The sequence below is a fragment of the Ilumatobacter fluminis genome, assembly GCF_004364865.1.
Taxonomy (GTDB): Bacteria; Actinomycetota; Acidimicrobiia; order Acidimicrobiales; family Ilumatobacteraceae; genus Ilumatobacter; species Ilumatobacter fluminis.
Genome location: NZ_SOAU01000001.1, coordinates 4,607,800 through 4,634,165, shown reverse-complemented (window position 1 = coordinate 4,634,165; position 26,366 = coordinate 4,607,800). Strand labels below are relative to the sequence as shown.

The following is a 26,366-nucleotide window of genomic DNA, read 5'->3' as shown; positions in this document are numbered from 1 at the left end:
CGAACGAGCGGGTGTCGAAACGGCGACGTCAGCGCAGGAGGAGGCGTTCGATCCGTCGGGCGGTCAGGGTGAGGCCGCCGATCGCCAGCGCGACGAGCACGCCGATGTGTGCGAGCATGGCCCACGTCAGGTCGCCGTTGTTGAGGCCCCGCATGGTCGCCACGCCGTGGTACAGCGGGCTGAACTGCACCACCCACGCCCAGTCGCCGTACGACGACAGGGGGTAGAACGTCGCCGAGAACAGGAACAGCGGCAGCATCACCGACGGCACGTACTCGAAGTCGGCCCACGACCGCATGAACGTCGTCGCCGCCATCCCGATCGCGCTGAACGAGAACGCGATCAGCACGGCGACCGGCAGCATCAGCAGCGACCACCACGACGCCGTCATGTCGAGCACCCCCATCGTCGCGAGGAACGCCGCCGAATACACGGCGCCACGGATCGTCGCGTTGAGGATCTCGCCGAGCGCGACGTCGCCCGACGTCATCGGTGTGGCGAGCACGGCGTCGTACAACTTTTCGTACTTCAACTTGAAGAAGATGTTCATCGTCGACTCGTACACGGCACCGTTCATCGCGGATGCGGCCATCAGCGCGGGTGCGACGAACTCGGCGTAGGGGATGAGGGTGCCGTTGTCGTCGACGTCGCCGACGAGGGCGCCGAATCCGACGCGGATCGACAGCAGGTAGAACAGCGGCTCGAAGAAGCCGGTGACGAAGATCGCCCAGCCGCCGGCGCGGTTGACCATCCACTGTCGTTCGAGCATCCGCTGGGGACGGCGGGCGTGGCGGATCTGGGGCGGGACGATCCGCAGCGGCGTCGCGTCGATCACGCTCATTGCGTCAGCCTCCGTCGGAACGAGCGTGCGGCGAGCAGCCACCCGACGGCGGCCATGGCAACGAGGTAGGCGATGTGGCCGACGGTCGGCCACAGTTCGAGCCGGTCGTAGACCGAGTTGCGGCACAGTTCGACGCCGTGCCACAGCGGGGTGGCGATCGCCACGGTCTCCATCCAGTCGGGCAGCTGACTGATCGGATAGAAGGCGCCGCCGAACAAGAACAGCGGGACGATGACGAACCGGTTGATCGTCGGGAACGAGTGGTCGGTCTCGCGGCTGGCCGACCAGGCGCTGATCGGTGCGGCGAACGCGGCGCCGGTGAGGGTGCCGAACACGATCGCGAGCAGGACGCCCCACGACCGGGTGTCGGGGAAGATCAGCAGCACGGCCGCCACGCCGAACACGGCGATGAACGACTTGGTGATCTGCCAGAGCGCGACGCCGCCGGCGATCTCGTTCGGGGTGAGCGGCGTCGCCGCCTCGGAGTGGAACTTCTTCCACCACTTGAAGCCGCCGAGCACCGGCCACAGCGCCTCGTTCGACGCGATCATCATCGCCGTGGTCGCGAGCAGCGCCGGTGCGAGGAACTGGAAGTAGGTGAGCCCGTCGAGGAGGGTCTCGTTCTGGTTGCCGTCGTCGACGAGAGCGCCGACGCCGAGCCCCATCCCGAGCAGGTACAGCAGCGGCTGCACGAACGACCCCATCACGTTCGACTTCCACACGCTGCGGTACAGCGTGACGTGCGCCTCCCAGGCGCGGATCGATGCGGGGGTGCTCACGCCGGTCGTCCCGGGTGCGGTCGGCGGGTCGAAGGCCTCACGTCAGTCGACCAGGGAGCGGCCGGTGAGCTTGAGGAACACGTCTTCGAGCGAGCTGCGCCGCACGAGCACCGACTCGGGGATGCTGCCGCGGGCGTGCACCTCCTTGAGGGCGACCTCGCCGTCGTCGGCGTAGATGAGGATGCGGTCGGGGAGGATCTCCTGGCGGTGCCCGATGCCGTCGACCTCGAATGCGTGGTCCTCGTTGGTGCCGGCGGGGTAGCGCAGCTCGAGCACCTCGCGGGGCGAATGTTCGCGGATCAGCTCGGCCGGTGACCCCTCGGCGACGAAGCGGCCGCCGTCCATCACGACGAGGCGGTCGCACAGCTGCTCGGCTTCGTCCATGTAGTGGGTGGTGAGCACGAGCGTGACGCCCTGCTGCTTGAGCCGGTACAGGCGGTCCCACAGCACGTGGCGTGCCTGGGGGTCGAGGCCGGTGGTGGGCTCGTCGAGCAGCAGCAGGTCGGGTTCGTTGATGAGCGAGCGGGCGATCGAGACGCGTCGCTTCATGCCGCCCGACAGTGGTTCGATCTTGCTGTCGGCGCGGTCGGTGAGCTGGACGAAGTCGAGCAGTTCCTTGGCCCGTCGCTTGCACTCGGCGCGGGGGATGTCGAAGTAGCGGCCGTAGACGATCAGGTTGTCCATGACCGTGAGCTGTTCGTCGAGCTGGTCGAGCTGGGGCACGACGCCCATTCGGCCCCGGATCTCCTTGCCCTGCGTCGCTGCGTCGAGCCCGAAGATGCTCAGGTTGCCGCTGGTGGGCGGCGACACGCAGCCGATCATCCGCATCGTCGACGACTTGCCGGCGCCGTTCGGGCCGAGGAAGCCGAACGACTCGCCGGGCCGCACCTCGATGTCGATGCCGCCGACGGCGGTGAAGTCGCCGAAGCGCTTGACGAGGTCGTGTGCCTCGATGAGCGGGGAGGGTTCGGGAGGGGTCATGACCGCAGCGACGCTACCGGTCGTCGACGTCTCGCTGCGGGTCGGTTCGGGTGCGGCTCGTCCGTGCACGGCCGGCACGGTACGACTTCAACCATGGTTGAAGTCAAGGTCGGGGTGGGCCGCTCACGACGGTTCAGGCGTCGTCGGGATCGGGCGGAGTGGGCGGCAGGTACTCGCCGATGTCGGTGACGGCGATCTCGTCGCCGAGCGAGGCGCCGTCGAGGCGGAGGTGGTCGCCGCTCCAGAACTTGCCGGGGTCGTACCAGTTGGGTGGCCGCTCGCCCGACAGCAGTCCCATCCGTTCGAGCGTGATCGCGACGACCTCGGCGCAGAACAGCGCCTCGAGCGACGTCTTGCGTCGCGCCCGACCCTTCACCCAGCCGGTGGCGAGCGACCGGGTGCGCGGGAACGCGCTGCCGTCGAGCTCGTCGATGGTCCGCAGCACGGCGTCTTCCTGCGCTCGGGTGACCTCGATGTCGATCGGACGCATCCACGCGTCCTGGCCATACTTGTGGTGCCACACCGACACGGCATCGGCCATCCGGTGCAGCTGGGTGCCGCGCTGGTGCTCACCGGTCCACACGTCGGGCAGTGAGCGACCGAGTTCGGCGTGCCACATCAGGGGTGGCAGATCGTCGATCGCGACGACCATGCCGACGTGGTTGACCGGGCTGTTCGTCGCTGCCCGGATCGCCTTGTCGGCCGCCGACCGGCCGCGGAACAACCAGATGTCGCCGGTGCGCGCGACCGCTGTTGCCTCGGTGAGCGTGATCGAGCCGGTCTGCTGATCGGTCATGGCGGCCTACAGTACCGATCGTGCGCTGGTGGAAGATCGTGGGCCTGGCCGGACTGATCGGTGGTGTCGCCGTGGGTGTCACCCTCGGTGCTCGACAGGTGCAGCGGTCTCGGCGCGAGTACGTCGACGGCGACATCCGCGACCTGCACGAGCGGCTGCACGCCCGCTTCGCCCAGGTCGCCCCGCTCGACGACGAGAACGCAACGGTCTCGGCGTAGCCGCCACTCGCGGTCTACCGTCGGCGCCCATGCGCATCCGCGACTACACCGCTGCCGACCTCGCCGCCATCCACGCGATCAATCAGGCCGAGGTGCCCGCCGTCGGTGAGGAGACGCCGGAGGCGTTGGCCCGCATCGGCGAGTTGTCGACGATCGCACTCGTCGCCGTCGATGACGAGGTCGGGGAGAGCACGATCGGCGGGTTTTGCATGGTGCTCGAACCCGGCACCGAGTACGAGTCGGGCAACTACCGGTGGTTCGACGAGCGGTACGACTCGTTCGTCTATCTCGACCGGATCGCGATCGCTCCGTCGTTCCAGCGGCGTGGGCTGGGCCGTCGCTTGTACGCCGAGGTGGAGCGTCTCGCCGCCGAGCGCTGCGCCGACGCCGAGCAGTTCACGCTCGAGGTGAACCTGCGCCCCCGCAACGACAACTCGCTGGCGTTCCACGCCGCGCTGGGGTTCGTCGAGGTCGGCCAACGAGAGACCAGCTACGGAGCCCTCGTCAGCCTCATGGCCAAACCCCTCTGAGCGGTCGGTTGACAGATGGGGTCAGGCACCTTCTGTTCAGGCCGGCTGTGGCGTCAGGCGGTCGGTGGCACAGAAGGTGCCTGACCTCACCTGTTCAGGCGGCCGGTGGCACAGAAGGTGCCTGACCCCATCTGTTCGTGGTGGGGGTTCGTGGGAGGATGGGCGGCATGACAGGAGCGTTGGACGGACGTCGGGTGTTGATCACGGGCGCGAGTTCGGGGATCGGGTCGGCGATCGCCGACGCGGTCGTCGCCGCCGGGGGACGGGTCGCGCTGGTGGCCCGATCGGCCGAGGCGTTGGCGGAGCAGGCCGAACGCCTCGGTGATACCGCTATCGCGGCTCCTGCCGACGTCACCGACGCCGACGCCCTCGCTGCCGCGATCGAGCGGGCTGCGGACGAGCTGGGCGGTCTCGACGCCGTCGTCTGCTCGGCCGGGCTCGTCCGCCCGGGCGGGATCCTCGAGACCTCGCCCGACGACTGGCAGGTCATGTTCGACGTGAACGTCATGGGCGTGCTCAACACCGTTCATGGAGCGCTCGGCCGATTGCGGGCGGCCGAGACCGCCGACGTGATCGTGCTGTCGTCGATGTCGGGCCGGCGCCGATCGTCGGTCGCGATGGGCTTCTACTCGGCGTCGAAGTTCGCCGTCCATGTCCTGTCGGACAGCTTGCGTGAAGAACTCGGCCCGGAAGGTGTTCGAGTGACGGTGATTTCGCCGGGCTTCGTGAACACGCCGATCTTCGACGGTGTCGAGGACGACGCCACACGCGAGCAGTACCAGACGGCCGTGTCGACGCAGGGGCTGCCGCCCGAGGCGGTCGCCGCGAACGTCGTCCATGCGCTGGCGCAGCCCGCTGGTGTCGACCTGGTCGAGATCGCCATGTTGTCGACCGAGCAGCGCTGAGCCGTCGGCCACGACTCGCGACGGGTCAGCGTATCGTCGGGAAGACGAACAGCCCGAACGTGCCCGGTCCGGTGTGGGCGCCGACCGACGGTCCGACCCGGTAGTGCACGACGTCGTCGATGCCCGGCACGTCGGTGAGTGCCGCTGCCAAACGGTCGCTCAGCGGACGGCTCGGTTCGTCGGCGGTCCCGATCGCCACGGTGACGCCACCGGGTTCGCGCTCGACCCATGATGCCGCGTAGGTCGACATGACGTCGATCGTGTCCTCGACCGTGCTGACCTGTTCGAGCACGCGCACGTCGCCGTCGTTCATCGCCAGCACCGAGATCGCCTCGCCGGGGATCTCGAGGTCGCCGGCCCGACCGCCACGCTCGACGAGCAAGGGCACCCCGACCATGAAGGTCGTGCCGAGCCTGCCGACGAACGACTCGATGCGGCGGCGGACGTCGTCGACGTCGCCACCACGATCGCGAACCACGCCGGCGGCCCAGACGCACGCCCCGACGCCGAAGCTGGCACTACCGGTGTCGATCACGTGCACCGGCACGTCGACCTCGCCGGCACCGAGCTGGGCCGACGCGACGGTGCCCGACATCGCCTCGGCGATGTGGATCGACCAGATCTCGGTGCAGCCCCGGTCGACGAGTCGCCGGTAGGCGATCGCGAAGCTGCCCGGTGACGGCTGACTGGTCGACACCTCGGGCGGTCGGCCGTCGAAGAACCCGTAGAAGCCGTCGGCGTCGAGGTCGACGCCTTCGAGGTGGTCGATGCCGTCGACGGTCACGGTCATCGGCACCACCTCGACGTCGAAACGTTCGGCCAGATCGGCGGTCAGCTGGCTGTTCGAGTCGGTGACGATGCCGACCGTCGAACCGCCCGACGTGGTCGATGTCGGTGTCGGCGTCGTGTCGTCGGCGGTCATGCGAGGTCAGCCCTCGTGCTGGTCGTGGTCGTCGCGGTGGTCGTCGCGGTGGTGGCCATGATGGTGGGAACGCTGTCCGGCGGCGAAACGTTCCGCGATCACCGCGCTGCTCACCGCGGCGGCGATGGGCAGGGCGGCGCTCGGCGTCGGGCCCCAGCCGTTGCTCCACCCGCGGCGCCACCACACGACGCCGCCGGCGACCCAGCACGCCGACGACACCATCGTCGCCCCGAACGCCCGCTGACGCCACCACGGCATCGCCGCCGTGGCGGCGCCGACGGCGAGGTCGATCGGGAAATAGGCGGGGAAGGTGACGAGGCATTGGCCGACGCTGGCGGCGACACCCTTCCCACCCCGGAACCCGTTCCACGCGGGGTAGCAGTGGCCGATCACGGAGGCGCTCCCACCGACGTGGGCCCCGACGGGCCCGGCGACCGCACCGCCGACGACCGATGCCAGCGCTCCCTTGCCGAGGTCACCCACGAGCACCGCGGCGCCGGCCTTCGCGCCGAGCACGTTGACGGCGTTCATGGTGCCGGGGTTGCCCGATCCGGAGCGTCGGAGGTCGACGCGACCGGCCGATGCCCGCCTGGCCACGAGGTCGGCGGTGGGGAACGTGCCGAGCAGATAGCCGATCGCCGCGGCGGCGAGGAGGGAGCGGGCACGCATCGGCGGTACGTTAGATGACCAGATCCGTTTCATCTCAGGGTGGAGTTTTCCGAGACGCCTGCTAGGTTTTCGTCGCTCCTCAACGAAGATGAGGCTCCAAGCCCCCATCGTCTAGTGGCCTAGGACACCACCCTTTCAAGGTGGCGGCACGGGTTCGAATCCCGTTGGGGGTGCCACATACAACTTGGTCTCGTAGCTCAGTTGGTTAGAGTGCCGGCCTGTCACGCCGGAGGTCGCGGGTTCGAGTCCCGTCGGGACCGCTACAGGGCCGCTTTCGAGCGGCCCTGTTGCACATACGGCCCACTTTGGTGGGTCGGCTTGGTCGAGTAGCTCAGTTGGCAGAGCACACGCCTGAAAAGCGTGGGGTCACCGGATCGACGCCGGTCTCGACCACACCGAACACCCCTCGCCGTCAGGCGGGGGGTGTTGTGCGTTCATGTCGCGAATTCGACCCCTCATCGGAACTGAGCGCGACATGAACGAGGGGGCTACTGGCCGGAGCCGGCGGCATCGCCGACGAGGCGGGCGTCGGGGAGGCCGAGCAGGCACTGGTAGCCGCGGTCGCCGTCGGCCCACGTGTCGGCCGACGGGCGGGTGACGGCGATCTCGAACTCGCTGGTGCCCGGGTCGCTGCCGACGAAGTCGATGAAGGCGGCCCGGCAGGCGTCGTTCGTTCCGGCCCCGACGGCATCGGCGACGAACGCCGCATCGGGCGGGAAGGTAGCTGCGTCGAGCGAGTCGACCTCGAACCGTTGGAGGTCGTGCGGCTCGTCGCAGCCGATCGGCGTCAGCGTGTCGGCGCCGGCTTCGAGGACGAGGCACTCGCCGACCGGCCCGAACGGCCACGTGATGTCGTCGCCGCCGAGCTCGGGTACATCGCTCGGTCGCTCGACGAACGACACGGCCGGCGCCGCCGCGGTCGACGCCGTCGTTGCGGGCGTGACGGTCGGTTCGGTCGGTGGCGGCACGGCGTCGGCGGTCGTGTCGCCGGTGCTCGACTCGGGGGCGTCGGCGTCGTTCGGCCAGAGCAGTGCGAGCCCGACACCCACGAGGGCCGCCACGGCGATCGCGGCGACGATCCACGGCCAACGTTGATCGCGGCGGGTGGGAGTCGGGTCGGGTCGGGCCGCCGGGCGCGGACGGTCGGGTCGGAGCACGGTCGACGCAGACGTGTCGTCACCGAACAGGGCAGCCGCCGCTACGGGAGCCACCGGCTCGCCTCGGACGTCACCGGTGACGTCGACGGGCTCGCCGACGTCGTTCTGGTCCGCTTCGACGAGGTGCGGTGCCCGCGCCTCGTCGGTGGGTTCGACCACCGGCAGGGCGCGGCACCGATCGGTGAGTTGCCAGTCGAGTTCCTCGAGCCGGTCGAGCACGTCGGCCGCCGTCGGGCGCTCGCTCGGTTCGGGATGAAGGCACGCAGCGATCACCTGGTCGAGCGCCGCCCGATCGGCGTCGGCACCGTCGTCGTGGGAGTCGGTCGGGTGCCACGACGCCAGCCGCTCCTTCAACGTCGGCGGCGCGCCGTGCGCGAGGTGGAGGAGCGTGGCGCCGAGGCTGTACACGTCGGACGCCGGGCCGACCTCGGCGTCCTCGTCGAGGTCTTCGGGGCTCGCGTACCGCATCGACAACGCGCTCGTCCTGGTGCGGAACTCCTCGGAGCGGGTGAGCGAGGCGATCCCGAAATCGCACAGCTTGATCTGTCCGTAGCCGTCGATCAGGAGGTTCTGCGGCTTCACGTCGCGGTGGACGATGTCCTGGTCGTGGGCAGCGTCGAGTGCGTCGGCCGCCTGGCGTCCGATCAACACGATCTCGGCGACGTCGAGCGTGTCGTCCGGGCGCGCTGCCAGCAGGTCGGCGACCGATCCGCCGGGCGCGTACTCCATCACGAGCGCCGGCCCGGTCGGCAGGTCGAGGAGCTCGAGCAGCCGGATCACGTGAGCGTGGCCACTCAGTGACACGAGCGCCGTCAGCTCGCGACGGGTTCGATGCCACGCGACCGACGAGTCGGACACGTCGCGCAGCACCTTGATGGCGACGGGACCGCCGGTCGACAGGCGTTCCGCGCGATAGACGTCGCCGAGGCCGCCGTGTCCGATCGGGCGGAAGTCGTCGAACCCCTCGATGCGCATCGGGTGACCGGCGTCAGCCCTCGTCCTGGTCGAGGAGATGGAGGTCGTCGCGGGTGACGAGGCGCATCGCCAACGCGTACTCGACCAGCCGAGCTCGACGGTTGGACGCCAGCCGGCCCGGCTCGCCATGGAGGCCGCGCACGCCCTGGGCGGTGAGCTTCTGGCACACGTTGTCGAGCTTGCGGTTGAACTTGGTCGTGGTCCAGCCCAGTCGTTCGGCCGCTTGCGCCGACGAGGGCATCGCCGTGCCGGGGCGGCCGCCACCCTGCAGGTTCGGCTCCGCGAGGGCGAGGACGAGCCGCAGCTGGTCGGGGGTCATCGCGACGCGGCCGATGGTGGTGTCGCCGCCCGGCGTCTCGTCGACGCGCACCGACTGGAACGCGGCGTCGGCCATCCGGATCGTGAACTCGTAGGTGGTCGGCCCGGCCGTGAAGCGCACGACGGTGCGTTCGAACACGAGTGGCAGCGCGGCGCCCGGGGCGAGGAACGCCTCGAGGAGGCCGTCGGTGTCGGACACGGTCGCCGAGAGCTGGTCGCCGACGTTGTGCAGCACCCACACCGGGCCGTGCTGATCGAGCCGGACGAAGTGGCGGTGGAGGAAGCGGTTCTCGTCGTCGATGACGTAGTCGGCGTCGCGGCCGATCGTGAACGGGGTGCGGTCGACGGCGACCACCTCGCCGCAGAACTCGACGAGCAGCGACGTCGCGCCGTCACCGGTGTGGGTGGCGTTCGTGTCGCCGTCCGTGACGTCGGGCGTTGCGGACGGTGTGGTGTCGGTCGGGCTCATGACGGTCATCGGCCGACCTCCGGGTCGGCGTCGCGACCATTGTCGCCGATCGTGGGGGTGTCGACGACGAGTGCGGTGGTGTCGTCGTGGGCATCACCGTCGAAGGCGAGTGCAACGAGCCGTTCGGCGGCCTCGTCGGGACGCTCGATCCCGGCGAGTGTTCGGCCGATCGTGCGGGGGCCGAGTTCGGCCGTGAGACCGTCGCTGCAGAGCAGGAACCGGCTGGGTCGCGGGTCGACGTGGACGAGATCGGGGGTGTGGTCGCCGTCGAGGCCGAGCGCTCGGGTGACGACGTTGCGGAGCGGGTGGGTGCGGGCCTGTTCGGTGGTGAGTCGACCGGCGTCGATCAGTTCCTGCACGTGCGAGTGATCGCGGGTGAGGAGTCGGAGTTCGCCGCCGACGAGGCGGTAGCAGCGGGCGTCACCGACGTGGAAGACCACGACGCCGGCGCCCGTCTCGACGAGGCCGACCACGGTGCTGCCCATCCCGGGTTCGTCGGCCGAGGCTGCGGCGCGTCGGATCGCCGTGTGCGCGTCCTCACACGCGGCCTCGACCGCTGTGCGGGTGTCGCCGAGGACCGTCGACTGGGTGAACGTGTCGATCACGGCCCGGCTGGCGATGTCGCCGCGGCGATGGCCGCCCATGCCGTCGGCGACGACGAACCAGGTCGGCCCGGTGAGGGCTGCGTCCTGGTTGGTGTCGCGTCGACGGCCGGCGCGGGTCGCCAGACCGAACGGTGCCGTCGAGAGGGCACGAGTCGTCATGTGACGATCGTGCCCTCTCGCCGCCGGCGAGGCGATGGGGAGGACTCCCCGCCCTTCGGGCGTACGGGCCGATGTCGTTCGCCCAGTGCGGCGCAGCCGGGACCGTCCCGTCGCTGCCGCCGTCATCCGGCGATCGGTTCTCAGGCGATGGAGCGGCGGCGGGACACGACGAGTGCGCCGAGACCGAGCAGGATCAGCGACGCCGCTGCAGCGGTCTGTGAGCCGGTGCCGGAACCAGTGCTCGGGAGCGTGTCGACGGGGGCCGGCGTGTCCGTCGGCGCCGCGTCGATCGTGAACGTGGTCGAGTCGGACGACGAGGTGACGGTCGCCGTGCCGAGCGTGGTGCCGTCGGCGGCGAGGACGGTCCACGTACCGGTCGGCATCCCGGACAGGTCCCAGCTGCCGTCGGCACCGGTCGCGATCTGCACGTCGATGTCGTCAGCGGTGCCGGGCGTGCCGTCGTAGCCGGCCCACACGAGGGTGACGGGCGTTTCGGAGACGGGTGTGCCGGCAGAGGTGACGAGTCGTCCGGCGAGGCGGCCGTCGGCCGTGAGGGTCACGTCGGCCGAGTCGGCGGTCGCCGGCACGGTGACGGGCACGAAGCCGGGGACGGCGAGGACGAAGTCGGTGGTGTCGGCCGGGATCTCGATGGCGACGGTCAGGGCCGAGGTGTCGGCGGCGGCGACGCGTTCCTGGCTCCGGAACCCGGCAGCCGCATGTGGTGGCACCGGACCGTTCGATGACGTCACGGTGATCGTGCTACCGATGGCTTCGAAGTCCACGTCGAGCGCCAGAGAGAACTCGCGCTTCAGCACGTCGACGAGCCGCTCTGCTTTCTTGTCGGTGTCGATGAGGTTCATGCTGACCGCGAAGGAGAACCTGACCGTCAGGGTCCGAACCGTCCGAGCGGTGGTCGTCGTGGTCGTGGTGGTGGGTGCGACGGTCGTCGTGGTGGTGGGTGCGACGGTCGTCGTGGTGGTGGGTGCGACGGTCGTGGTGGTGGTGGGTGCGACCGTCGTGGTGGTCGTGGTGGTCGTGGTGGTGGGTGCGACGGTGGTGGTGGTGGTGGGTGCGACCGTCGTGGTGGTTGTTGTGGTGGTAGGTGCGAGGGTGGTCGTGGTCGTGGTCGTCGTGGCGGGCGTTCCGACTTGGTAGAAGTCGAGGCCGCAGGTTCCCATCAGGCCGAGCTGCGGGTCGTCGAGGTCGAGGTCGACGCGACCGAGCCAGGCGCCGGGCGACACGGACGATCCGGTGTGCGTGACCCGAAGGGTCGTCCGGTTGTCGTGCGCAGTCGAGAAGTCGACGGTGTTCGTCACCGTGTACGTCGCACCGAACGGGGTGTCTCCACATGCTGCGGGAAGATCGATCACGAGCTGACCGCCCGGCGTGATGTCGAAGTTGGTCGCTCCTCCCGGGTTCGCTGCCTGGCCCGATCCTCCCGACGCCGTGATCGCCGTTGCGGCGACGAGCACGCCGGTGAGTAGCCCGGCGACTCGACGCCGCACACGTACGCGTTCATCCACAACAGTCCTGTTCGACACTCCGCTTCCCTTCGATCGGCCCGGCAAACCTTCCGGGCGGTCCATGTCACCCGTCCGGGGGTTCCGAACGACTCGACGGGTGACCATCGGCCGGTCCCGCCGTCGGCTTGAGCCGGTTCTCGAGTCGAGCAGCTCGCCGGTGGCGGCCGCTACGTCCGGCGACGCCCGGCGACGGCGAGCTCAGTCGTCGTCGGTGTCGTCGTCGTCGCCCTCGAGGGGTGGGCAGCCGACGGTGTGGTTCGGTGGGAGGTCGTCGCTCAGCTGACGGGCGTACGAGCCCTCGGTGCCGTCGGCGCGGGCGGTGCAGGCGTCGTCGGCGTTCGGGAACGGACCGAAGTAGACGACATAGATCGGCTGGCCGTCGACCGACGGGTTGAGCGACGGGCACGTCTGGTCGGTGCGGAGGTAGTTCGACCCGTCGTACTGCTCGAGGACGGCTTCGATGCCGCCGGGCGTCGCCTGGGCGCCGACGGCCGAGGCGATGATCGTGATGTACGACTCGTCACACGCCGGCTGCTGCATCGGGTAGTCGTCGATGCCGAGGTCGCCGGGGACCGCGCCGGGTTCGGAGTCGGGTGACGTGGTCGGCGTCGGGGGTGGTGCCGGTGTCGTGGTCGTGGTCGGCCGGGCGGTCGTGGGCGCAGCCGTGGGTGCCGGTGTCGGCGTCGGGGTCGGTGCTGCCGTCGGGGCCGGGGTGGGCGGCGTGGTTGGTGCTGGAGCGGGTTGTGTCGTGGGTGACACCGTCGTGAGCACCGGGAGTGGGACGGGCGTGGTGGTGCCCGGCACCGTGCTGCTGGTCGTTGTGGTGAGAGCGATCGTCGACGTGCTCTCGATGCTCGTGTCGGTGGCGACCTGGTCGTCGCCGCCGGTCGAGGTGATGACCCAGATGATGACGCCGAGCAGGAACACGAAGACCACGCCGATCACGGCGGGCATGTTGACGTTCCAGCGTTCGTTGGGCGGAGGCCCCGCGGCCGGTGAGTTGTCGTACGGCACGTTCGACATCGGCGCCAGTGTGTCACCGAACCCAGAAGATCACCCCGCGCCCCCACCTCCGAGCGAATGCGTGAACAAACTGCGGAACTATTCCGCAGTTTGTTCATGCGTTCGCCGGATGGGAGGGGTGGGCGACCGAAGTCGGTACCGTCGGTGACGTTGGCCGTCGGCCCATCCGGTTTTCCTGGAGGTACGCCATGGCCCAACTGTCTTCCCGACTCGCCGCTCTCGTCGCCGAGCGGCACGGCATCGTCACGCTCGACCAGCTTGCCGCCGATGGCTGGAGTAGCCACGCAATCCGCTACCAGTTGGCGACGGGTTCGCTCGTGCGCGTGCACCACGGCGTGCTCCGCGTCGCTACGTCACCCGACACGTTCGAGGCTCGGTGTGCTGCTGCGTGCGCTGCCGACCCGGCGGTGGTGATCACCGGCGCGGCGGCGGCTCGACTGTGGGAGTTCCGCCACGTGTTCCGCCCGGACGAGCCGATCGTGCTGATCGAGCACGACCGGACCCCGATCACCCACGGCGTTCTCCTCCGCCGGACGAACGTGCTCGACTCGACCGACTGGGTCGACCGGCCCGACGGCATCCGCGTCGCCTCACCTGTCCGGGCCTGGTTCGACTGCGCACGCGACCTCGACGATGAACGGTTCGAGCGGCTCACGGAATGGGTGCTCGACCATCATGCGAGCGTGCCGACGGTCTGGGCAATGGCGCGACGGATGTCGGCACGTGGTCGGCCGGGCATGGCACGGGTGAATCGGGTGCTTAGCCAACGCGAGCCCTGGCAGAAGCCGGCGGGCTCGGGCCTCGAGCTCCGAGTGCTGAAAGCGCTGGAAGCTCGTGGTGTGACCGGGATCGTCCGGCAACATCCGATCCGGCTGCGGAACGGGATCGTGATCCATCCCGACGGTGCGCTTCCCGACATCCGATGGGCGCTCGAGATCGATCACGTGATGTGGCACGGCGGGCGGCTCGACGCTCAGCACGACAAGGGGCGCGACCGCCAGCTCCGTCGCATCCACTGGCAGGTCGACCGGGTCACCGATCAGGAGATCCGTGAGCGCTTCGAGGCGGTGATCGCCGAACTCGTCGAGCTGGTCGACCTCCGCCGCCGCACCCTCGCCGCCTGACAACGCATGAACAAACTGCGGAACTATTCCGCAGTTTGTTCACGCATTCGTCGGGGTTGCCGGGTCGTGGGGTGGAGCGGTCGGGTCAGCCGAACTGGGCGGCGATGGCGGCTTCGACGGCTTCTTCGGGGACGCCGCACATGGCCGAGCCCTCGCGCAGGACGTCGAGGGCCTCGGGGTTGCCGTCGGCCAGGCCCATCGCGAGCAGGGTCTGCTCGTCGACGATCGTGTACGACGTCTGCACGGCGCAGTTCGCCTGATTGCCCGGCACGCCCTGGTCGACCAGCAGCTGCCACAGCACCGGCCCGACGACGGTGCCTTCGGGCGGCGCGTCGGGGAAGTCGGCCGGGTCGACCTCGGGGCCGGCCGGCTCGGTGGTGTCGGTCGGCTCGGTCGTCGGCGGGTCCTCACCCTCGGGCACCGTCGTGGTGGTGGTCGTCGTGGTCGTGGTGGTGGTCGTCGTGGTGGTCGGCAACGGCACGGCCGCGTACTCGATCTCCTGCGACGTGTCCTCCGACGTGTCGGCCAGCGCGTACACACCGGCGGCGGCGCCGGCGATCGCCACGGTGCCGACACCGAACGCGACGAGCTGTCCGCCCGCGGCCGGCGCGGCGAGGACCACGGCGGTGCTCGGGTCGACCTGATCCTTCGTTCCGAGCCAGCCCTTGATGTCGACCCACACCATCATCGGCGGCATGACGATCAGCGCCGCCAGGAGGGCGATCGCCACGTTGAGGGTGACGATGATGCCGAAGTCACGCAGGAGCGGGAGCGGCGACACGATCAGCACGGCGAAGCCGCCGATCGTGGTGCACGCCGACGTGAAGAAGGCGCGTCCGGTGCGCGACGCCGCAGTGTCGCTGGCGTTGCGCGGTTCGAGTCCGGACTGCCGTTCCTCCAGATATCTGCCGAGGATCAGTACGGAGAACTCGGTGCAGCTCGCGATGATCAGCGGGCCCGACACGGTGGTGAGCGGGCTGAGCTGGATGCCGAGCAGGCCGACGATCAGCGACGAGGCGCCGACGGCCAGGAACACCGGCACCAGGGCGAGGAGGGCCCGGCTCAGGCTGCGGAACCGCAGGATGAGGAACAGCCCGGCGAGGCACAGCGAGAAGTAGGTGAGCACGGCACGGTTGGCCGACAGGTTCTCGAGCAGGCCGACACCGACGACGGCGAGGCCGGACGGGGTGGCACGCACCGGGTCCTGGTCGTCGGGCAGGTCGACGAGCAGGATCGAGTCGGCGTCGATGTCGAGGTCGGCGATGCGGGCGTCGAGATCGTCCTGCAATTCGTCGACGAGGACGGCGCGCTCTTCCAGACTCGACGCGGCCAGGCGGAGGTTGACCTGCGCGGCTGTGGCGTCGTCGTTGACGAGTGCCGTGCGGATGTCGTCGGGTGCGACCTCGGCGGCCGCCTCGATCTCCTGGGCGGTGGGCGGGATCGGTGTGGCGCCGTCGACCTTCAGGATCTTGCCCATGGTGTTGACGAGCGACGAGGTGGTGATGACTTCGGGTCGCTCCTCGGCGTCGAGGGTGAACTCCCACAGCATGGTGACGACGTCGTCGTCGTACACGTTGTTGGCTTGGACGAGGATGCCCATCGTCGACGCGAAGCCGGTCGCCTCGGTGAGGTGGTCGACGTCTTCGACGACCTGGCTGTCCTGGTCGATCCAACGCAGCGGGTCGGATTCGATCTTGGTGCGGCCCTCGACGAGGATGCCGCCGACGAAGAGGAACAGCGAGACGAACACGAGCACGAGGCCGGCCTTGGTGGGCAGCCCGCCGAGCTTGACCACGATCTTCTCGACCCACGACTCACCGCGGTCGGCGGTGCGGCTCTTGAACTCGCGGATGCCGAGCAGGGTCGCCGGCACGATGATGCCGACGATGAGGAGGATGCCGACGCCGATCATCAGCAGCCAGCCGAAGTCGCGGATCATCGGCACCTTCGACAACTGCAGCGCGATGAAGGCGACGATGCCGGCGAGCGCGGCAGCGATGAGCGGCGGGGCGAGGTTGGCGACGGTCTCGGAGATCGGGTGCTCGTCGTGGTCGAGCACCACTTCTTCCTCGACCCGGTTGTGGATCTGGATCGCGAAGTCGATGCCGAGGCCGATGAGGATCGGCAGGCCGGAGATCGTCACGAGTGACAGGTCGATGCCGATCCAGCCGATGAGGGCGAACGTCCAGACGACGCCGATCGCGACGGCGAGCAGCGGCAGCAGGCGCCAACGCACCTGGAACATGACGGCGAGGACGATCGCCATAACCGCCATGGCGATCAGGCCGAGGGTGATCATGCCGCCCTGGAGGTAGTCGTTGATCTCCTTCAGGTACACCGGCGAGCCGGTGACGGTGAGATCGAAGTTCTCGAAGCTGGCGGTGTCGAGCAGCTCGAGGATCTCGTCGGTGATGAGGCTTTGGTCGTCGAGGCTGATGTTGCCGGTGAGCACGATGCCGCCGACGGCCGTTTGGGTGTCGGGGAACGAGCCGGCAAGCGAGAGCCGGATGCCGTGCTCGTCGATCGACGGCGGGACGGGTTCGCCGTCGACGATCTCGTAGCCGGTGTTGTCGAACAGGAGCAGTTCGATCCACTCGGGGTTCGGCTCGCCGCCGTCGGTGCCGGTCTCGATGACCTTGTCCTCGTTCGGCACGGCGCCGAGACGGACGAAGCTGGTCGAGATGTCGGCGCTGCGCGTCTCGGCGCCGGCCTCGTCGCGGCCGGGTGCGGCGAGCAGCGCCGCCTGACCCGGTCCGTTGAGGAGCTCGCTCGAGTACTCGAGCGCGTTGAGCGGCGTGACGATCGACGAGATGAGGCCCGTCTCCTCGCGCAGCGCTTCGAGCTCGGCGATCAACCGCCGCATCTCGGCGATGTCGCCGTCGCGGAACAGATCGCGGATGTCGGCGTCGCCTTCGGCTTCGAACAGCAGGATGATCGCTTCGCCACCGAACTGGTCTTGGAACTCGACGTTGTCGAGCGCGACCTGTGAGTCGGGGTTGAGATACGAGTCCTGCCCGGTCGCGAACTCACTCCGGGTGAGTCCGATGCCCAAGACGACAGTGATGACGGCGAGGGCGAGCACCACAAGCTTCCACTGCTTGCCGAGCTGCACCCCCGCGTTCCTCCAGAACGCTTCCACGGCCGAGAGGCTAGGGGTCATCCAGAAATTGCGCCATGGCCCGAAGTCACCTTCCGTTCACTTCGGCAACCCGGACCACCAGATCCCACGTACAGCGCCGCGCCGAGCACGCGTGGCGCGCAAATGCACAAATTCGCAGTGCTTCGGCCCAAATCCGCGGGACACCGAGCCGCGATGCGTTCTACTCTGGAACGAAACGAGTGCTGGGGCGGGCCCGCAACGACCACCCCGCGCCATTCTCGGTAGGGACAGGGACCACACCGTGATCAACGGACACGAACAGGCGGACGAATCGGCTGACACCGTCGTTCCAGCGCGCCGCGACGCCGGTGCGACATTCATCGAGCTGTTGGTGTCGATCGTTCTGCTCGGCACAATCGGTGTCGCCGTTCTGGTGGCAACGACAGCGGCACTCGCCGGAGCACGCACGAGTGACGAGATCGCGAAGTCCCAAGCAACGGTGGCCGAGGTCGCCGACTTCTTGACCGACACCGATCCTGAGAACGTGCCTTGGCTGGACTGTTCGACCCTGGCAGATCCATCGAACGACGCGCGGACGTCGTACCAGTCCACGCTTGACGGTGCATTTCCTGGATCGGTCGAAGTTGTTGCGGTTCTCTTCTGGGATCGCACGACGGAGACGTTCTCCACTACCTGCGGGACGACCGCTGGCTATCGATTGCAGCAGATCACGTTCAGGACTGTCGTGAACGATGCTGAGCGGGAGGTAACGGTGGTGAAGCGGCCTCCAGACGTTCCCACTCTTGATCTGGTGCCGGCCCCACCTGCGCCGCCGTACGCAGGCGGGTCCGGTCAGGCAAGTGTCTCCATCAACCCGGATATCAACGGAACGGGGTCACCGTGATCGAGCATCTCAGACGGCGCCATCGAACTGACTCTGGCTTCACCCTCATCGAGGTCATCGTCACGGTTGCGTTGCTGGGGGTGGTCTCAGCTGCCGTCGCCGCAGCGGTGATCGTGATCTTCCGATCCCAGGACGGCGTTGTGGCGTCGACGGCCGAATCACACGACACGCGACAAATTGTTAGCTATCTGCCGCTCGACATCGAGTCGGGGCCGAGTCGGGCAGACGCATACCGGGCTACCAACGGCGGTGCAGTGGGTGACTCCGGAAGCGGCTGTTCCGAAGCGGGGACCGAGAACGTGCTTCGCATAGATGTGACGGATCGTCGCAACGATCAAGTTGACAAGCGGATCGCCTACCGTCTGACCGCCTCGGCGGAACAAGCCAGGATCGACCGGTACGAGTGCACGTTCGACGCAACGAACCTTGTGTGGATTGAATCGTCGGTCCTAAACGTTGCTGACTATCTCGACCCGGATGCGTCGCCAATTGCTGAGGCGTCAGTGGTCGTCAATGACTCCTCGCTAGATCCTACAGACCAAGAGGTTGAGTCGGTCTCGGTTCGATATGTCCAGCGCGGTGATGTCGAGACAATTCGGGCCGCCCCGCGAGAGGAACAACCCTTCAGCAACTCCGGAGTCTGTGGGACGGACCCGCTTGAGGCAGCGCGCAACATCGCGACCTTTGTCGAAGGGGATGTGATTCTCCATGGCACCACGGTGAAGAGCTCACTGTTCGTTGGCGGGACACTTGAGTTCCACGGCGGCTCTGTGGCGCAGGCTCTCCCGGACCTGCCGGAGTCCCCTATTCCTAGCAACGTCGGCCTTCTAGCAGGGTCGATCGACTGGGCCGGATCCACCGGTCAGCTTGAGGTAAAGCCACATCACGATGTCATCATCGAGGACGGCAACTACCTCGTTACCGGGGACAAGATCACCGAATCATCCCCCGGAGCCAGCCCGTCGATCGACGTCGGTGGCTCGGCCACCGTCATCCCGCCGGGCACGGACCGCTTGGTCATCCCTGGTGAGGCGTTCGCTGAGCTTCGAGCCTGCTCCGATCGGCTGGCCGGCCTGCCGGATAGCTGCAACAACGGAGCGTGCGCGGTTCACGTCGATCTTCCGAGCGGTTATGGCGGGACCTCGACGGATGCTTCGAACACCCGCCTCACACTTACCGACGGCAAGGCGAACGCGTTCAACATCGATGAGTCGAATCTTCTCGATCTCGAGACGATCCAGATCAAGTTTGCTCCGGGAGATGCGCCAACGACCGACACCCCGCTGATCATCAATGTTCGAAGCACCGTTGGTGGCACGGTCGACTTCGAGGCGCCGACTCTCCAAGGCTCTGGTTCGAACTCGGTCTACGTCGTGTGGAACTTTCCGAACGCGGACGCGGTCAATCTGCTCGCTGGGGACGAGTTGCGGGGATCGATTCTGGCGCCTTATGCGACCGTGACGAGTCAGGCGAGCATTCAGGGCGGCGTCATTGCTCGGACGTTCGAGATGTTCGGATCATCGCTGAACGATGTCCGCTCGTTCCAGGGCACGTTGGATTGGTGATGGGTCGTTCGCGCCGCAGCGACCGCGGAGCCGTCTTAGTGCTCACGCTGGTGCTGACAGTCGTGTTGGCGCTTGTCGTCCTCGCCCTAGTGAGCTACGTAACGGTTGGACTTCGAACGTCTGACACGGCCAGCGAGCGATCGGAAACCAACGCAGACTCATCGAATGTTATGCAGTGGGCGATCGAACAATTTGCCAAGAAGCAACTCGTCCCAGACTCTGATTGTGCCGACGCTCCCTCGTACGCGACGATCGCGGTCCCTAGCGCTCTTGTATCGAACGGATCGACTACCACTCTCCGGTGCGCACAGACCGAACCGATTACCGGAGACCCGGTAGTGCATCTCATCGCAGCCTCCGTGGCGGATCAGACCCGGGTCGTCGAAGCGACGGTTGAAGTCCCTTTGTACGTGTACGGCGCACGCGTTGCGGACTGGCGTGTGGACATTCCGATCGATGTGCCCCCTTACGTGACAACGACGACATCTCCATCCGCCACGACGACAACAACCACTACTACGCCGAATGTTGCGCCGACAGCCGGTGACATGAGCGTCGCGGTCAACCCCGGTTCGACAACGTCCTTCACGCTGAACGCAACTGATCCCGATGGGACGATTGTCTCATCAAGTGTCAGCGGCGAACCAGCGTCATGGACCGTCAATACCTCGGGTGTCAATGTCGACGTGACCGTTGACGGATCACTCGGTCCGGTGACGCTGACCTACACCGTGACCGATGACGACGGGGCCACCTCGGCGGTAGCAAACCTCACGGTGGACGTTGTCTCGACCCCGACGACGACAACCACGACAACGTCGACAACCACGACAACAACGCTGCCGCCGATGCCCGATTGCGAGTTCGAGATCACACAGGATCAGGGCAATGGTCAGAAGGGTGAAGGCAATCTGTCGGTGTCAAACACCGGCAGTAGCTTCACTGGCTGGACGGTCGAGATTTCGCAAGCGAACCCCTCGGACCTCTGGCGCTTCTACAATTGGGCCAGCGGCGTCACCGTCGTTGGCAGCACCTCACCGACGATCGAAGTGACCGGTTCCGACACGATCGGCGCCACCGTGAACTACTCCGTGAAACTTGACCAGGCCGATCAAGGCGCGATCAGCGCAGGCGACACACTGAGCTGCGCAGTGCTTTCGATCGGCCCGTAGCGTCGCTCACCTTTCTACACTTCAGCCATGTCGTGGGATCAGCTCGTTGCTGGGGTGGAGCTTCCGTTTCCTGAGGGGTTGACGGTTCCGGAGCTGCATCCGTTTCCGCTCGAGGTCCCGTCACCTCCCGGGGTGCACGATGTCGAGGCGGCTGCGTTCACGGCGGCGATCGACGCGTACTCCGACGACGTGAACCCCGGTATGACCGTGGCGGTCGGTGCCGGCTCTCGCGGCCTCACCGGTCGGGTCGAACTGGTCCGCGGCACCATCCGTGCGTTGCGTCAGCTCGGGGCCGAGCCGTTCGTGGTGCCCGCGATGGGCTCGCACGGCGGCGCCACCGCCGAGGGCCAGCGGCAGATCTTGCACGATCTCGGCATCACCGAAGAGTCCGTCGGCGCCGAGATCCGGGCCACGATGGACACCGTCGTCGTCGCCCACACGAGCGCCGGAACGCCGGTGCACCTGGACGCCAATGCCGCCGCCGCCGACCGGTTCCTGCCGGTCAATCGAGTCAAGCCGCACACCTGCTTCAAGGGGCCGGTCGAGTCGGGCTGCATGAAGATGGCCGTCGTCGGTTTCGGCAAGCAGCCCGGAGCAGCGCTGGTTCACACGTGTGGCCCGATCGAGATGCGCGACCGGCTCCTCGATGCGTGCGCCGCCCTCCGGGAGAGCGGACGCCTGCTCGGCGGCATCGCCTCGATCGAGGCGGGCACCGGCGAGATCGTCCGTGTCGAAGGACTCCGCACGAACGACGTCGGCGGCGACTATGAGCACGAGCTCACCGAGTACGCCCGTACCCTCGTCCCACCGCTGCCGTTCGACGAGATCGACGTGCTCGTGATCGAGAAGGGCGGCAAGGACATCTCCGGCACCACGATGGACCCGAACGTGACGGGCCGCTTCTGGGTCCCCGGCCTGGCCGACCTCGAGAAGCCCCGGGTCAGCGCGATCGTGCTGCTCGACCTCACCGAGGTCAGCGGCGGCAACGCCCTCGGCATGGGTTTCGCCGACTTCATCCCGGCCTCGCTCGCCAACCAGCTCGACTTCCGCAAGACCTACATCAACTGCTTCACCGCCGGCCCGGCCGGCATGCGGCGGGCGCGTATGCCGATGGTGCTCCCCGACGAGGAGTCGTGCATCAAGGCCGCCGTCGCGATGTGTGGCCGGGGCGACGGCGAACCGATCCGCATGGTGCGGATCGCGAGCACCCTGCACCTGACCGAGTGTCAGGTGAGCGACGCCCTCCTTCCCTGATCGAACCCCGCAGGTGCTCTGACCTGCGCGAATTTGCCGCGAAGTCCTGGTCTGCGGCTCAAGTCGCGCCCTGAACCGGCCGAATCACTGATACGTGCCCTCCCGCAACCAACGGGGCACGTACAGGGAAGCGGATATGGAAATCAGGGAATCCAGTCCGGTCTCGCGTCGTCGTGACACCGGAGCCACACTGGTCGAAGTCGTGATCGGCGTCGTGCTGCTCGGCATGGTGCTGACCGTCGTGCTCGGCGCGTCGCAAGCGTCGATCATCGGCACGCGCCTCGAACGAGACCACGCCAAGTCGTACCAGTGGCTGCAATCCGCCAACGGCGTGCTCCAAGCCGCCGAGCGCGTGAGCTGCGACTACGACCCGGCCAACGTGCCCGAAGACGCCGCGTTCAGCAGCGGCGAAGAGAAGGTGCGCCTGACGTACCAGCAGACGATCCGCGACGGCGTCGTCAACCCGCCCGAGTGGGCCGACTACCAGCTCACCGTTCTGTACCCGGTGATGGTCTGGGACGGGTCCAGCTACTGGGAGCCCGCCTCTGCGCCCGAGCCTTGCTACGACTACGCCGGCTATCTGCTGCAGCTGGTCACCATGCAGGTGACGAGCCCCGACGGCGAGATCATCGAGACCATCCAGGTGGTGAAGCGTGATTGATCGACCGAACGCACACGATCGGGACGGATTCACCCTGATCGAGATCCTGATCGTCGTCACGATCATGGGCGTCATCGCCGCGGCGATCTCCGTCGCGTTCACGGTGGTGATGCGAACGGCGCCGCCGACCGAGGCGCGTGCCGACGACGCCCGGTCGCTGCTCGGCATCTCGACGTGGCTACCCGCCGACGTCAGCGCCACACCGAACGCCCCGCTCACCGCAGCGACCGACTTCTGGGACGACGCGCCCGGCCGCACCTCGGGGTGCACCGGCACCGACCCGGGCACGAACCTCATCCGACTGTCGTGGCGTGAGTCGATCAGCGGCTCGCCGAACATCTACGTCGCGAACTACCGCCTCGTCGACGAGGGCGATTCCAGCAAGATCGTCCGCGTCACCTGCGTGAACGGCGGAACTCCCAAGACGCAGAAGCTCACTGCCGGGTTGCCGCTGTCGGGGACCAACCCGACCCAGGTGACGTGGAAGACGGATCTGGTCGACGGCGTCGACCACATCATCGGCGTCGAGCTCGAGCTGCGCACCTTCGAGGGCGACACCCTCCGTGTTGACGCTGCGTCTCGCAACCCCGCCCAGACGTTGAGCACGCTCCCGCAGGCGGCCACGACCACGACGGCGGCCCCGACGACGACCACGTCGACGACCACGACCACCATCCCGAACCAGCCGCCGACGGCGGGCCCGCTCGACTTCAACGCGAACCCGAGCGTCCCGGTGACGTTCACGCTCCCGGTGAACGATCCGGAAGGTGAGGCCCTCACGGTCACGCTGACGAACGTGCCGGCCACCTTCACCTCGTCGGTGAGCGGTGTCGATGTCACGCTCACACCGGACAACGTCAACGCGACCCACGTCATCGACTACACGGTGACCGACCCCGGTGGACTGAGCGCGAGCTCGACCATCACGGTCAAGGTCAATCCGTCGTCGACGACGACCACGACGTTGCCGCCGAACGATCCGCCGACGGCGTCGCCCGTCACGGTCGCCGCCGATCCCGGCGTGAAGGTCGGCGTGAACCTGCCGGTGTTCGATCCCAACAGCGATCAACTCACGGTCACCCTCGGCACGCTTCCCGACGGATGGACCGCCCAGGTCGTCACGCTCGACGCCGGAACGACCTCGATCGACGTGGAGATCACTCCGGCGGCGACGGCGTCGCCCGGCATCTCGACGATCGACTACACCGTCACCGACCCCGACGGCGCAACGGCCAGCTCGACGATCGACGTCGACGTCAGCCGGATCCCCTGCGTGGCGTCGATCCAGTCCGTGAGCCCGAACCCGGTGTCGGTGAGTGGTGGCAACGGCAAGCAGGCCGGCCCACTAGTCGAAGACGTCGAGGTCACCATCAACAAGTCGGGCAACTGCAGCGAACTGGTGCTGCGGTACATCCGAGTCGTCGATGCGCCGAACGGACAGGCGAGTTCGGACGATCGCCAGCCGCAGGTCGACACGTTCGGCGACGGCATCGTCATCACACTGCTGTCGTCGTCGGTCGAGCGTTGGCAGAAGGGCAACCGTCCGCTCGAACTCGTCGAGTTCGCCGGGCTGCCCGAAGAGATCGTTCACGACTCCGAGACCCTGGTGGTGGAGTGATGCGTCAGAACACGAACCGTCGGCACCATCGGGACGAGGGTGCGATCCTGCCGCTCGTCCTCGTGGTGACCGTGGTGCTGTCGATCATCGTCGTCGGCATCGCCACCTACACCTCCGCGGGCCTCCGGTACGGCCAGCAGTCCGAGGCTCGGGCCGGCCGACTGGCGTCTGCGCAGGGTGCCATGGACGATGCGCTCGAGCAGCTCGAGTTGCGCAGTTCGCTCTGCGCGACCGCCGCGGGCGGCGCCGGTATCGACGTGCCGTTCCCGGAAACCGTCAACGGCAGCGATGTCGTGGTGTCCTGTCGGATCGTCGGTGGCGCGCTGCCGCCGGCGGACGGTTGGGCCATCGTCATCACCGAGGAAGGTGCTCCGGCGACGGGCAACACCTTCGAGTTCAGCCTGGGTGGCAAGCCCGAGATCAACGGCCCGGTCTTCCTCAACTCGCCGAGCCGTAGCAACTTCTCGCAGCCCACGACGATCGTCGAGGGCGACATCTGGTATCCGGACGACGGCTGCGCCGTTTCGAACCCGTCAGACTCGGGCGTCCAGTTCGCCCGGTCGTCGGTGACCCTGAACAACCTCAGCTTCGACCCGACGACTCGCGGCATCTACTGCGTCAACCGAACCTGGGACCAGCTGTTCGGCACCAACCTCACCGTGTCCACGAAGGTCGCCGAGTACGAGGCCGACCTCGGCACCTGGCAGAACCCGGGCTACAACATCGAGGGCTCGTGCCGGGTCTTCGAGCCCGGCTACTACACGAGCCTGCCGCTCGGCAACAACAACTACTTCAAGTCGGGCGACTATGTGTTCGACAACCTCGGCCTGGTCACGCTCAAGGGCAAGACCATGACGATGGGCAACATCACCCGCCAGGAGTATCCGGCGATCGACAACACCGACTGCGACTCGGTGCGACTGGCCGACTCCGACGACGGCGCGACCCTCTACATCAAGGGCAACACCCGGTTCGAGAGCCAGGCGAACAGCGGCATCGAGGTGTCGGGTAAGCAGCAGGGCACCGCCTTCGTCGCCGTGCACGTGCTCAACTCGAGCCTCGGCTACAGCACGCCGCTCTTCACCGCCAACAACGGTGCCAAGAAGGAAGTGGCCGTGCAGGCGCTGCTCTGGGCCCCGTACAACTCGCTGCAGTTCGACACGATCCCAGCACAGAAAGCCGCCGTGCTCCGCGGTGGTGCCGTGGTCGCCGGCTTCACTGGCGGGGTCTCGGCCGCTGCGGTCGGTTTCGTGATCGAGGTGCCCACGTCGGCGGCGTCGACCAAGCTGCTCTTGGAGTCGACCGCGACCGACAGTCAGGGTGAGAACACGGTGCGGGTCATCGCGAACTACCGGCCCTCCACCGGTGAGGTCGCCGTTGCCTCCCGTCGAGTGCTCGACTGATCAGTCGTCGGGGCCGAAGCCGAGGTCGTGCGAGGTCAGCAGCGGCTGATAGCGCACGCCTGCGGCTTCGCACAGGGCGGCGCACGTGTCGCCGCGGTCGACGATCAGAGTGACGAGGACGACCTCGCAGCCGTACTCGCGCACCACGTCGACGGCCTCCATCAAGGAGGTGCCGCGGGTGGTGGTGTCCTCGGTGATGACGACCTTGTCGCCGGGCTGGAGTGCACCCGCTAGGCGGCCGGTCACGCCGTGACCCTTGGCTTCCTTGCGCACGCTGAAGCTGCGCAGGTCGCGGCCGCGGGTGGCGGCCACCGCTGCCACGCCGAAGGCGACCGGGTCGGCGCCCATCGTGAGCCCGCCGATCGCCGTGGCGTCGTCGGGGATGATCTGAAGCATGGCGTCGGCCATGGCGAGGACGCCGTCGGGGCGGCACGCCGTCTGCTTCGTGTCGAGGAACCAGGTCGACTTCGCACCGGACTTGAGGGTGAAGTCGCCTCGCTTCACCGAGTGCTCCAGCACGTGCGCTCGCACAGCATCGAGTTCGGGCGAGAGCGACGGTAGGTCGTGCATCGTGGGATGACGTTAGTGGTCGCGCGCCTGTCACGGGTCAGGTGACCGCCGGTAACGGCTCGTTCCTCGCCGTCACCTCTGGCACCTGACCCGGAGGTTCGGCGAGCGGCTGTAGCGTCGGGTTC

The 26,366-nt window shown here is 67.8% G+C and carries 24 protein-coding genes and 3 tRNA genes; 14 read left to right on the top strand and 13 right to left on the bottom strand.

Annotation, left to right across the window (positions count from 1 at the left end; genetic code table 11):
• Positions 1 to 28: 28 nt before the first annotated feature.
• The 4 genes from BDK89_RS20885 to BDK89_RS20870 all read right to left on the bottom strand — a co-directional run bounded on the left by BDK89_RS20885 (position 29) and on the right by BDK89_RS20870 (position 3,397).
• Complete coding sequence (locus BDK89_RS20885) at positions 29 to 841, bottom strand: ABC transporter permease (RefSeq protein WP_133870801.1); 813 nt, start codon at positions 839 to 841, stop codon at positions 29 to 31.
• Entirely contained in the window at positions 838 to 1,620 is a 783-nt protein-coding gene (locus tag BDK89_RS20880) for an ABC transporter permease (RefSeq protein WP_133870800.1), read from the bottom strand. Before BDK89_RS20880 ends, BDK89_RS20885 begins: the two co-directional genes overlap by 4 nt.
• A gap of 42 nt (positions 1,621 to 1,662) precedes the next feature.
• Positions 1,663 to 2,601 (bottom strand): ABC transporter ATP-binding protein, encoded by a 939-nt coding sequence (locus BDK89_RS20875; RefSeq protein WP_133871189.1) that lies wholly within the window; start codon positions 2,599 to 2,601, stop codon positions 1,663 to 1,665.
• 133 nt (positions 2,602 to 2,734) lie between these two features.
• Positions 2,735 to 3,397 carry a C40 family peptidase gene (locus BDK89_RS20870; protein ID WP_133870799.1) on the bottom strand — a complete coding sequence of 221 codons (663 nt, stop codon included), beginning with the start codon at positions 3,395 to 3,397 and terminating at the stop codon, positions 2,735 to 2,737.
• Positions 3,398 to 3,417: 20 nt separating this feature from the next.
• Between BDK89_RS20870 and BDK89_RS20865 the strand changes: the two genes are divergently transcribed.
• The 3 genes from BDK89_RS20865 (at position 3,418) to BDK89_RS20855 (ending at position 5,050) form a co-directional block, all read left to right on the top strand.
• Complete coding sequence (locus tag BDK89_RS20865) at positions 3,418 to 3,615, top strand: hypothetical protein (protein ID WP_133870798.1); 198 nt, start codon at positions 3,418 to 3,420, stop codon at positions 3,613 to 3,615.
• Between the two features lie 29 nt (positions 3,616 to 3,644).
• The gene (locus tag BDK89_RS20860) at positions 3,645 to 4,145 is read left to right on the top strand and encodes a GNAT family N-acetyltransferase (RefSeq protein WP_133870797.1); all 501 of its coding nucleotides are present in this window, start codon (positions 3,645 to 3,647) and stop codon (positions 4,143 to 4,145) included.
• Positions 4,146 to 4,312: 167 nt separating this feature from the next.
• Positions 4,313 to 5,050, top strand: coding sequence for an SDR family oxidoreductase (locus BDK89_RS20855; protein WP_166657752.1), 738 nt, complete (start codon positions 4,313 to 4,315; stop codon positions 5,048 to 5,050).
• A 25-nt stretch (positions 5,051 to 5,075) separates the two neighbouring features.
• Here BDK89_RS20855 and BDK89_RS20850 read toward each other — a convergent pair whose 3' ends face one another.
• Together BDK89_RS20850 and BDK89_RS20845 are read right to left on the bottom strand one after the other, a co-directional pair.
• The gene (locus BDK89_RS20850) at positions 5,076 to 5,972 is read right to left on the bottom strand and encodes a DegV family protein (protein WP_133870795.1); all 897 of its coding nucleotides are present in this window, start codon (positions 5,970 to 5,972) and stop codon (positions 5,076 to 5,078) included.
• A 6-nt stretch (positions 5,973 to 5,978) separates the two neighbouring features.
• A complete protein-coding gene (locus tag BDK89_RS20845; protein ID WP_166657751.1) occupies positions 5,979 to 6,641 on the bottom strand; it encodes a glycerol-3-phosphate acyltransferase in 663 nt (220 codons plus the stop codon).
• Positions 6,642 to 6,741: 100 nt separating this feature from the next.
• Between BDK89_RS20845 and BDK89_RS20840 the strand changes: the two genes are divergently transcribed.
• From BDK89_RS20840 to BDK89_RS20830, 3 genes are all read left to right on the top strand, one after another.
• Positions 6,742 to 6,817, top strand: a tRNA-Glu gene (locus tag BDK89_RS20840).
• Positions 6,818 to 6,827: 10 nt separating this feature from the next.
• Positions 6,828 to 6,901 (top strand) — tRNA-Asp (locus BDK89_RS20835).
• Positions 6,902 to 6,961: 60 nt separating this feature from the next.
• A tRNA-Phe gene (locus BDK89_RS20830) sits at positions 6,962 to 7,034 on the top strand.
• Between the two features lie 95 nt (positions 7,035 to 7,129).
• Here BDK89_RS20830 and BDK89_RS20825 read toward each other — a convergent pair.
• From BDK89_RS20825 to BDK89_RS21960, 5 genes are all read right to left on the bottom strand, one after another.
• On the bottom strand, positions 7,130 to 8,773 hold the full coding sequence (locus BDK89_RS20825; protein WP_166657750.1) for a serine/threonine-protein kinase: 1,644 nt from the start codon (positions 8,771 to 8,773) through the stop codon (positions 7,130 to 7,132).
• Positions 8,774 to 8,786: 13 nt separating this feature from the next.
• Positions 8,787 to 9,560 (bottom strand): FHA domain-containing protein, encoded by a 774-nt coding sequence (locus BDK89_RS20820; RefSeq protein ID WP_208294154.1) that lies wholly within the window; start codon positions 9,558 to 9,560, stop codon positions 8,787 to 8,789.
• A gap of 5 nt (positions 9,561 to 9,565) precedes the next feature.
• Positions 9,566 to 10,324: a PP2C family protein-serine/threonine phosphatase gene (locus tag BDK89_RS20815; RefSeq protein WP_166657749.1), complete on the bottom strand. Its 759-nt coding sequence runs from the start codon at positions 10,322 to 10,324 to the stop codon at positions 9,566 to 9,568.
• A 140-nt stretch (positions 10,325 to 10,464) separates the two neighbouring features.
• Positions 10,465 to 11,829: an LPXTG cell wall anchor domain-containing protein gene (locus BDK89_RS22270; protein WP_208294153.1), complete on the bottom strand. Its 1,365-nt coding sequence runs from the start codon at positions 11,827 to 11,829 to the stop codon at positions 10,465 to 10,467.
• Positions 11,830 to 12,045: 216 nt separating this feature from the next.
• Entirely contained in the window at positions 12,046 to 12,870 is an 825-nt protein-coding gene (locus tag BDK89_RS21960; RefSeq protein ID WP_166657748.1) for a hypothetical protein, read from the bottom strand.
• 188 nt (positions 12,871 to 13,058) lie between these two features.
• Here BDK89_RS21960 and BDK89_RS20790 point away from each other — a divergent pair, with 188 nt between their 5' ends.
• Positions 13,059 to 13,994 (top strand): type IV toxin-antitoxin system AbiEi family antitoxin domain-containing protein, encoded by a 936-nt coding sequence (locus BDK89_RS20790; protein ID WP_133870787.1) that lies wholly within the window; start codon positions 13,059 to 13,061, stop codon positions 13,992 to 13,994.
• A gap of 85 nt (positions 13,995 to 14,079) precedes the next feature.
• Here the strand turns inward: BDK89_RS20790 and BDK89_RS20785 are convergent, their stop codons facing one another.
• Entirely contained in the window at positions 14,080 to 17,133 is a 3,054-nt protein-coding gene (locus BDK89_RS20785; RefSeq protein ID WP_133870786.1) for an efflux RND transporter permease subunit, read from the bottom strand.
• A 262-nt stretch (positions 17,134 to 17,395) separates the two neighbouring features.
• On the opposite strand from BDK89_RS20785, the gene BDK89_RS20780 reads away from it, so the two are divergent.
• The 7 genes from BDK89_RS20780 (at position 17,396) to BDK89_RS20750 (ending at position 25,671) form a co-directional block, all read left to right on the top strand.
• Complete coding sequence (locus BDK89_RS20780) at positions 17,396 to 17,998, top strand: hypothetical protein (protein WP_133870785.1); 603 nt, start codon at positions 17,396 to 17,398, stop codon at positions 17,996 to 17,998.
• Positions 17,995 to 19,563 (top strand): collagen-binding domain-containing protein, encoded by a 1,569-nt coding sequence (locus tag BDK89_RS20775; RefSeq protein ID WP_133870784.1) that lies wholly within the window; start codon positions 17,995 to 17,997, stop codon positions 19,561 to 19,563. The genes BDK89_RS20780 and BDK89_RS20775 overlap by 4 nt, the downstream gene beginning before the upstream one ends.
• Positions 19,564 to 19,922: 359 nt before the next feature.
• The gene (locus BDK89_RS20770; protein WP_133870783.1) at positions 19,923 to 20,735 is read left to right on the top strand and encodes an Ig-like domain-containing protein; all 813 of its coding nucleotides are present in this window, start codon (positions 19,923 to 19,925) and stop codon (positions 20,733 to 20,735) included.
• 27 nt (positions 20,736 to 20,762) lie between these two features.
• Positions 20,763 to 21,989, top strand: coding sequence for a nickel pincer cofactor-dependent isomerase, group 22 (locus BDK89_RS20765; RefSeq protein WP_133870782.1), 1,227 nt, complete (start codon positions 20,763 to 20,765; stop codon positions 21,987 to 21,989).
• Positions 21,990 to 22,191: 202 nt separating this feature from the next.
• A complete protein-coding gene (locus BDK89_RS20760) occupies positions 22,192 to 22,650 on the top strand; it encodes a hypothetical protein (RefSeq protein WP_133870781.1) in 459 nt (152 codons plus the stop codon).
• Positions 22,643 to 24,268: an Ig-like domain-containing protein gene (locus BDK89_RS20755; RefSeq protein ID WP_133870780.1), complete on the top strand. Its 1,626-nt coding sequence runs from the start codon at positions 22,643 to 22,645 to the stop codon at positions 24,266 to 24,268. The genes BDK89_RS20760 and BDK89_RS20755 overlap by 8 nt, the downstream gene beginning before the upstream one ends.
• On the top strand, positions 24,268 to 25,671 hold the full coding sequence (locus tag BDK89_RS20750) for a hypothetical protein (protein WP_133870779.1): 1,404 nt from the start codon (positions 24,268 to 24,270) through the stop codon (positions 25,669 to 25,671). Before BDK89_RS20755 ends, BDK89_RS20750 begins: the two co-directional genes overlap by 1 nt.
• On the opposite strand, the gene pyrE is transcribed toward BDK89_RS20750, so the two are convergent.
• Complete coding sequence (pyrE, locus tag BDK89_RS20745) at positions 25,672 to 26,241, bottom strand: orotate phosphoribosyltransferase (RefSeq protein ID WP_133870778.1); 570 nt, start codon at positions 26,239 to 26,241, stop codon at positions 25,672 to 25,674. It lies immediately after the preceding gene.
• Positions 26,242 to 26,366 lie beyond the last annotated feature (125 nt).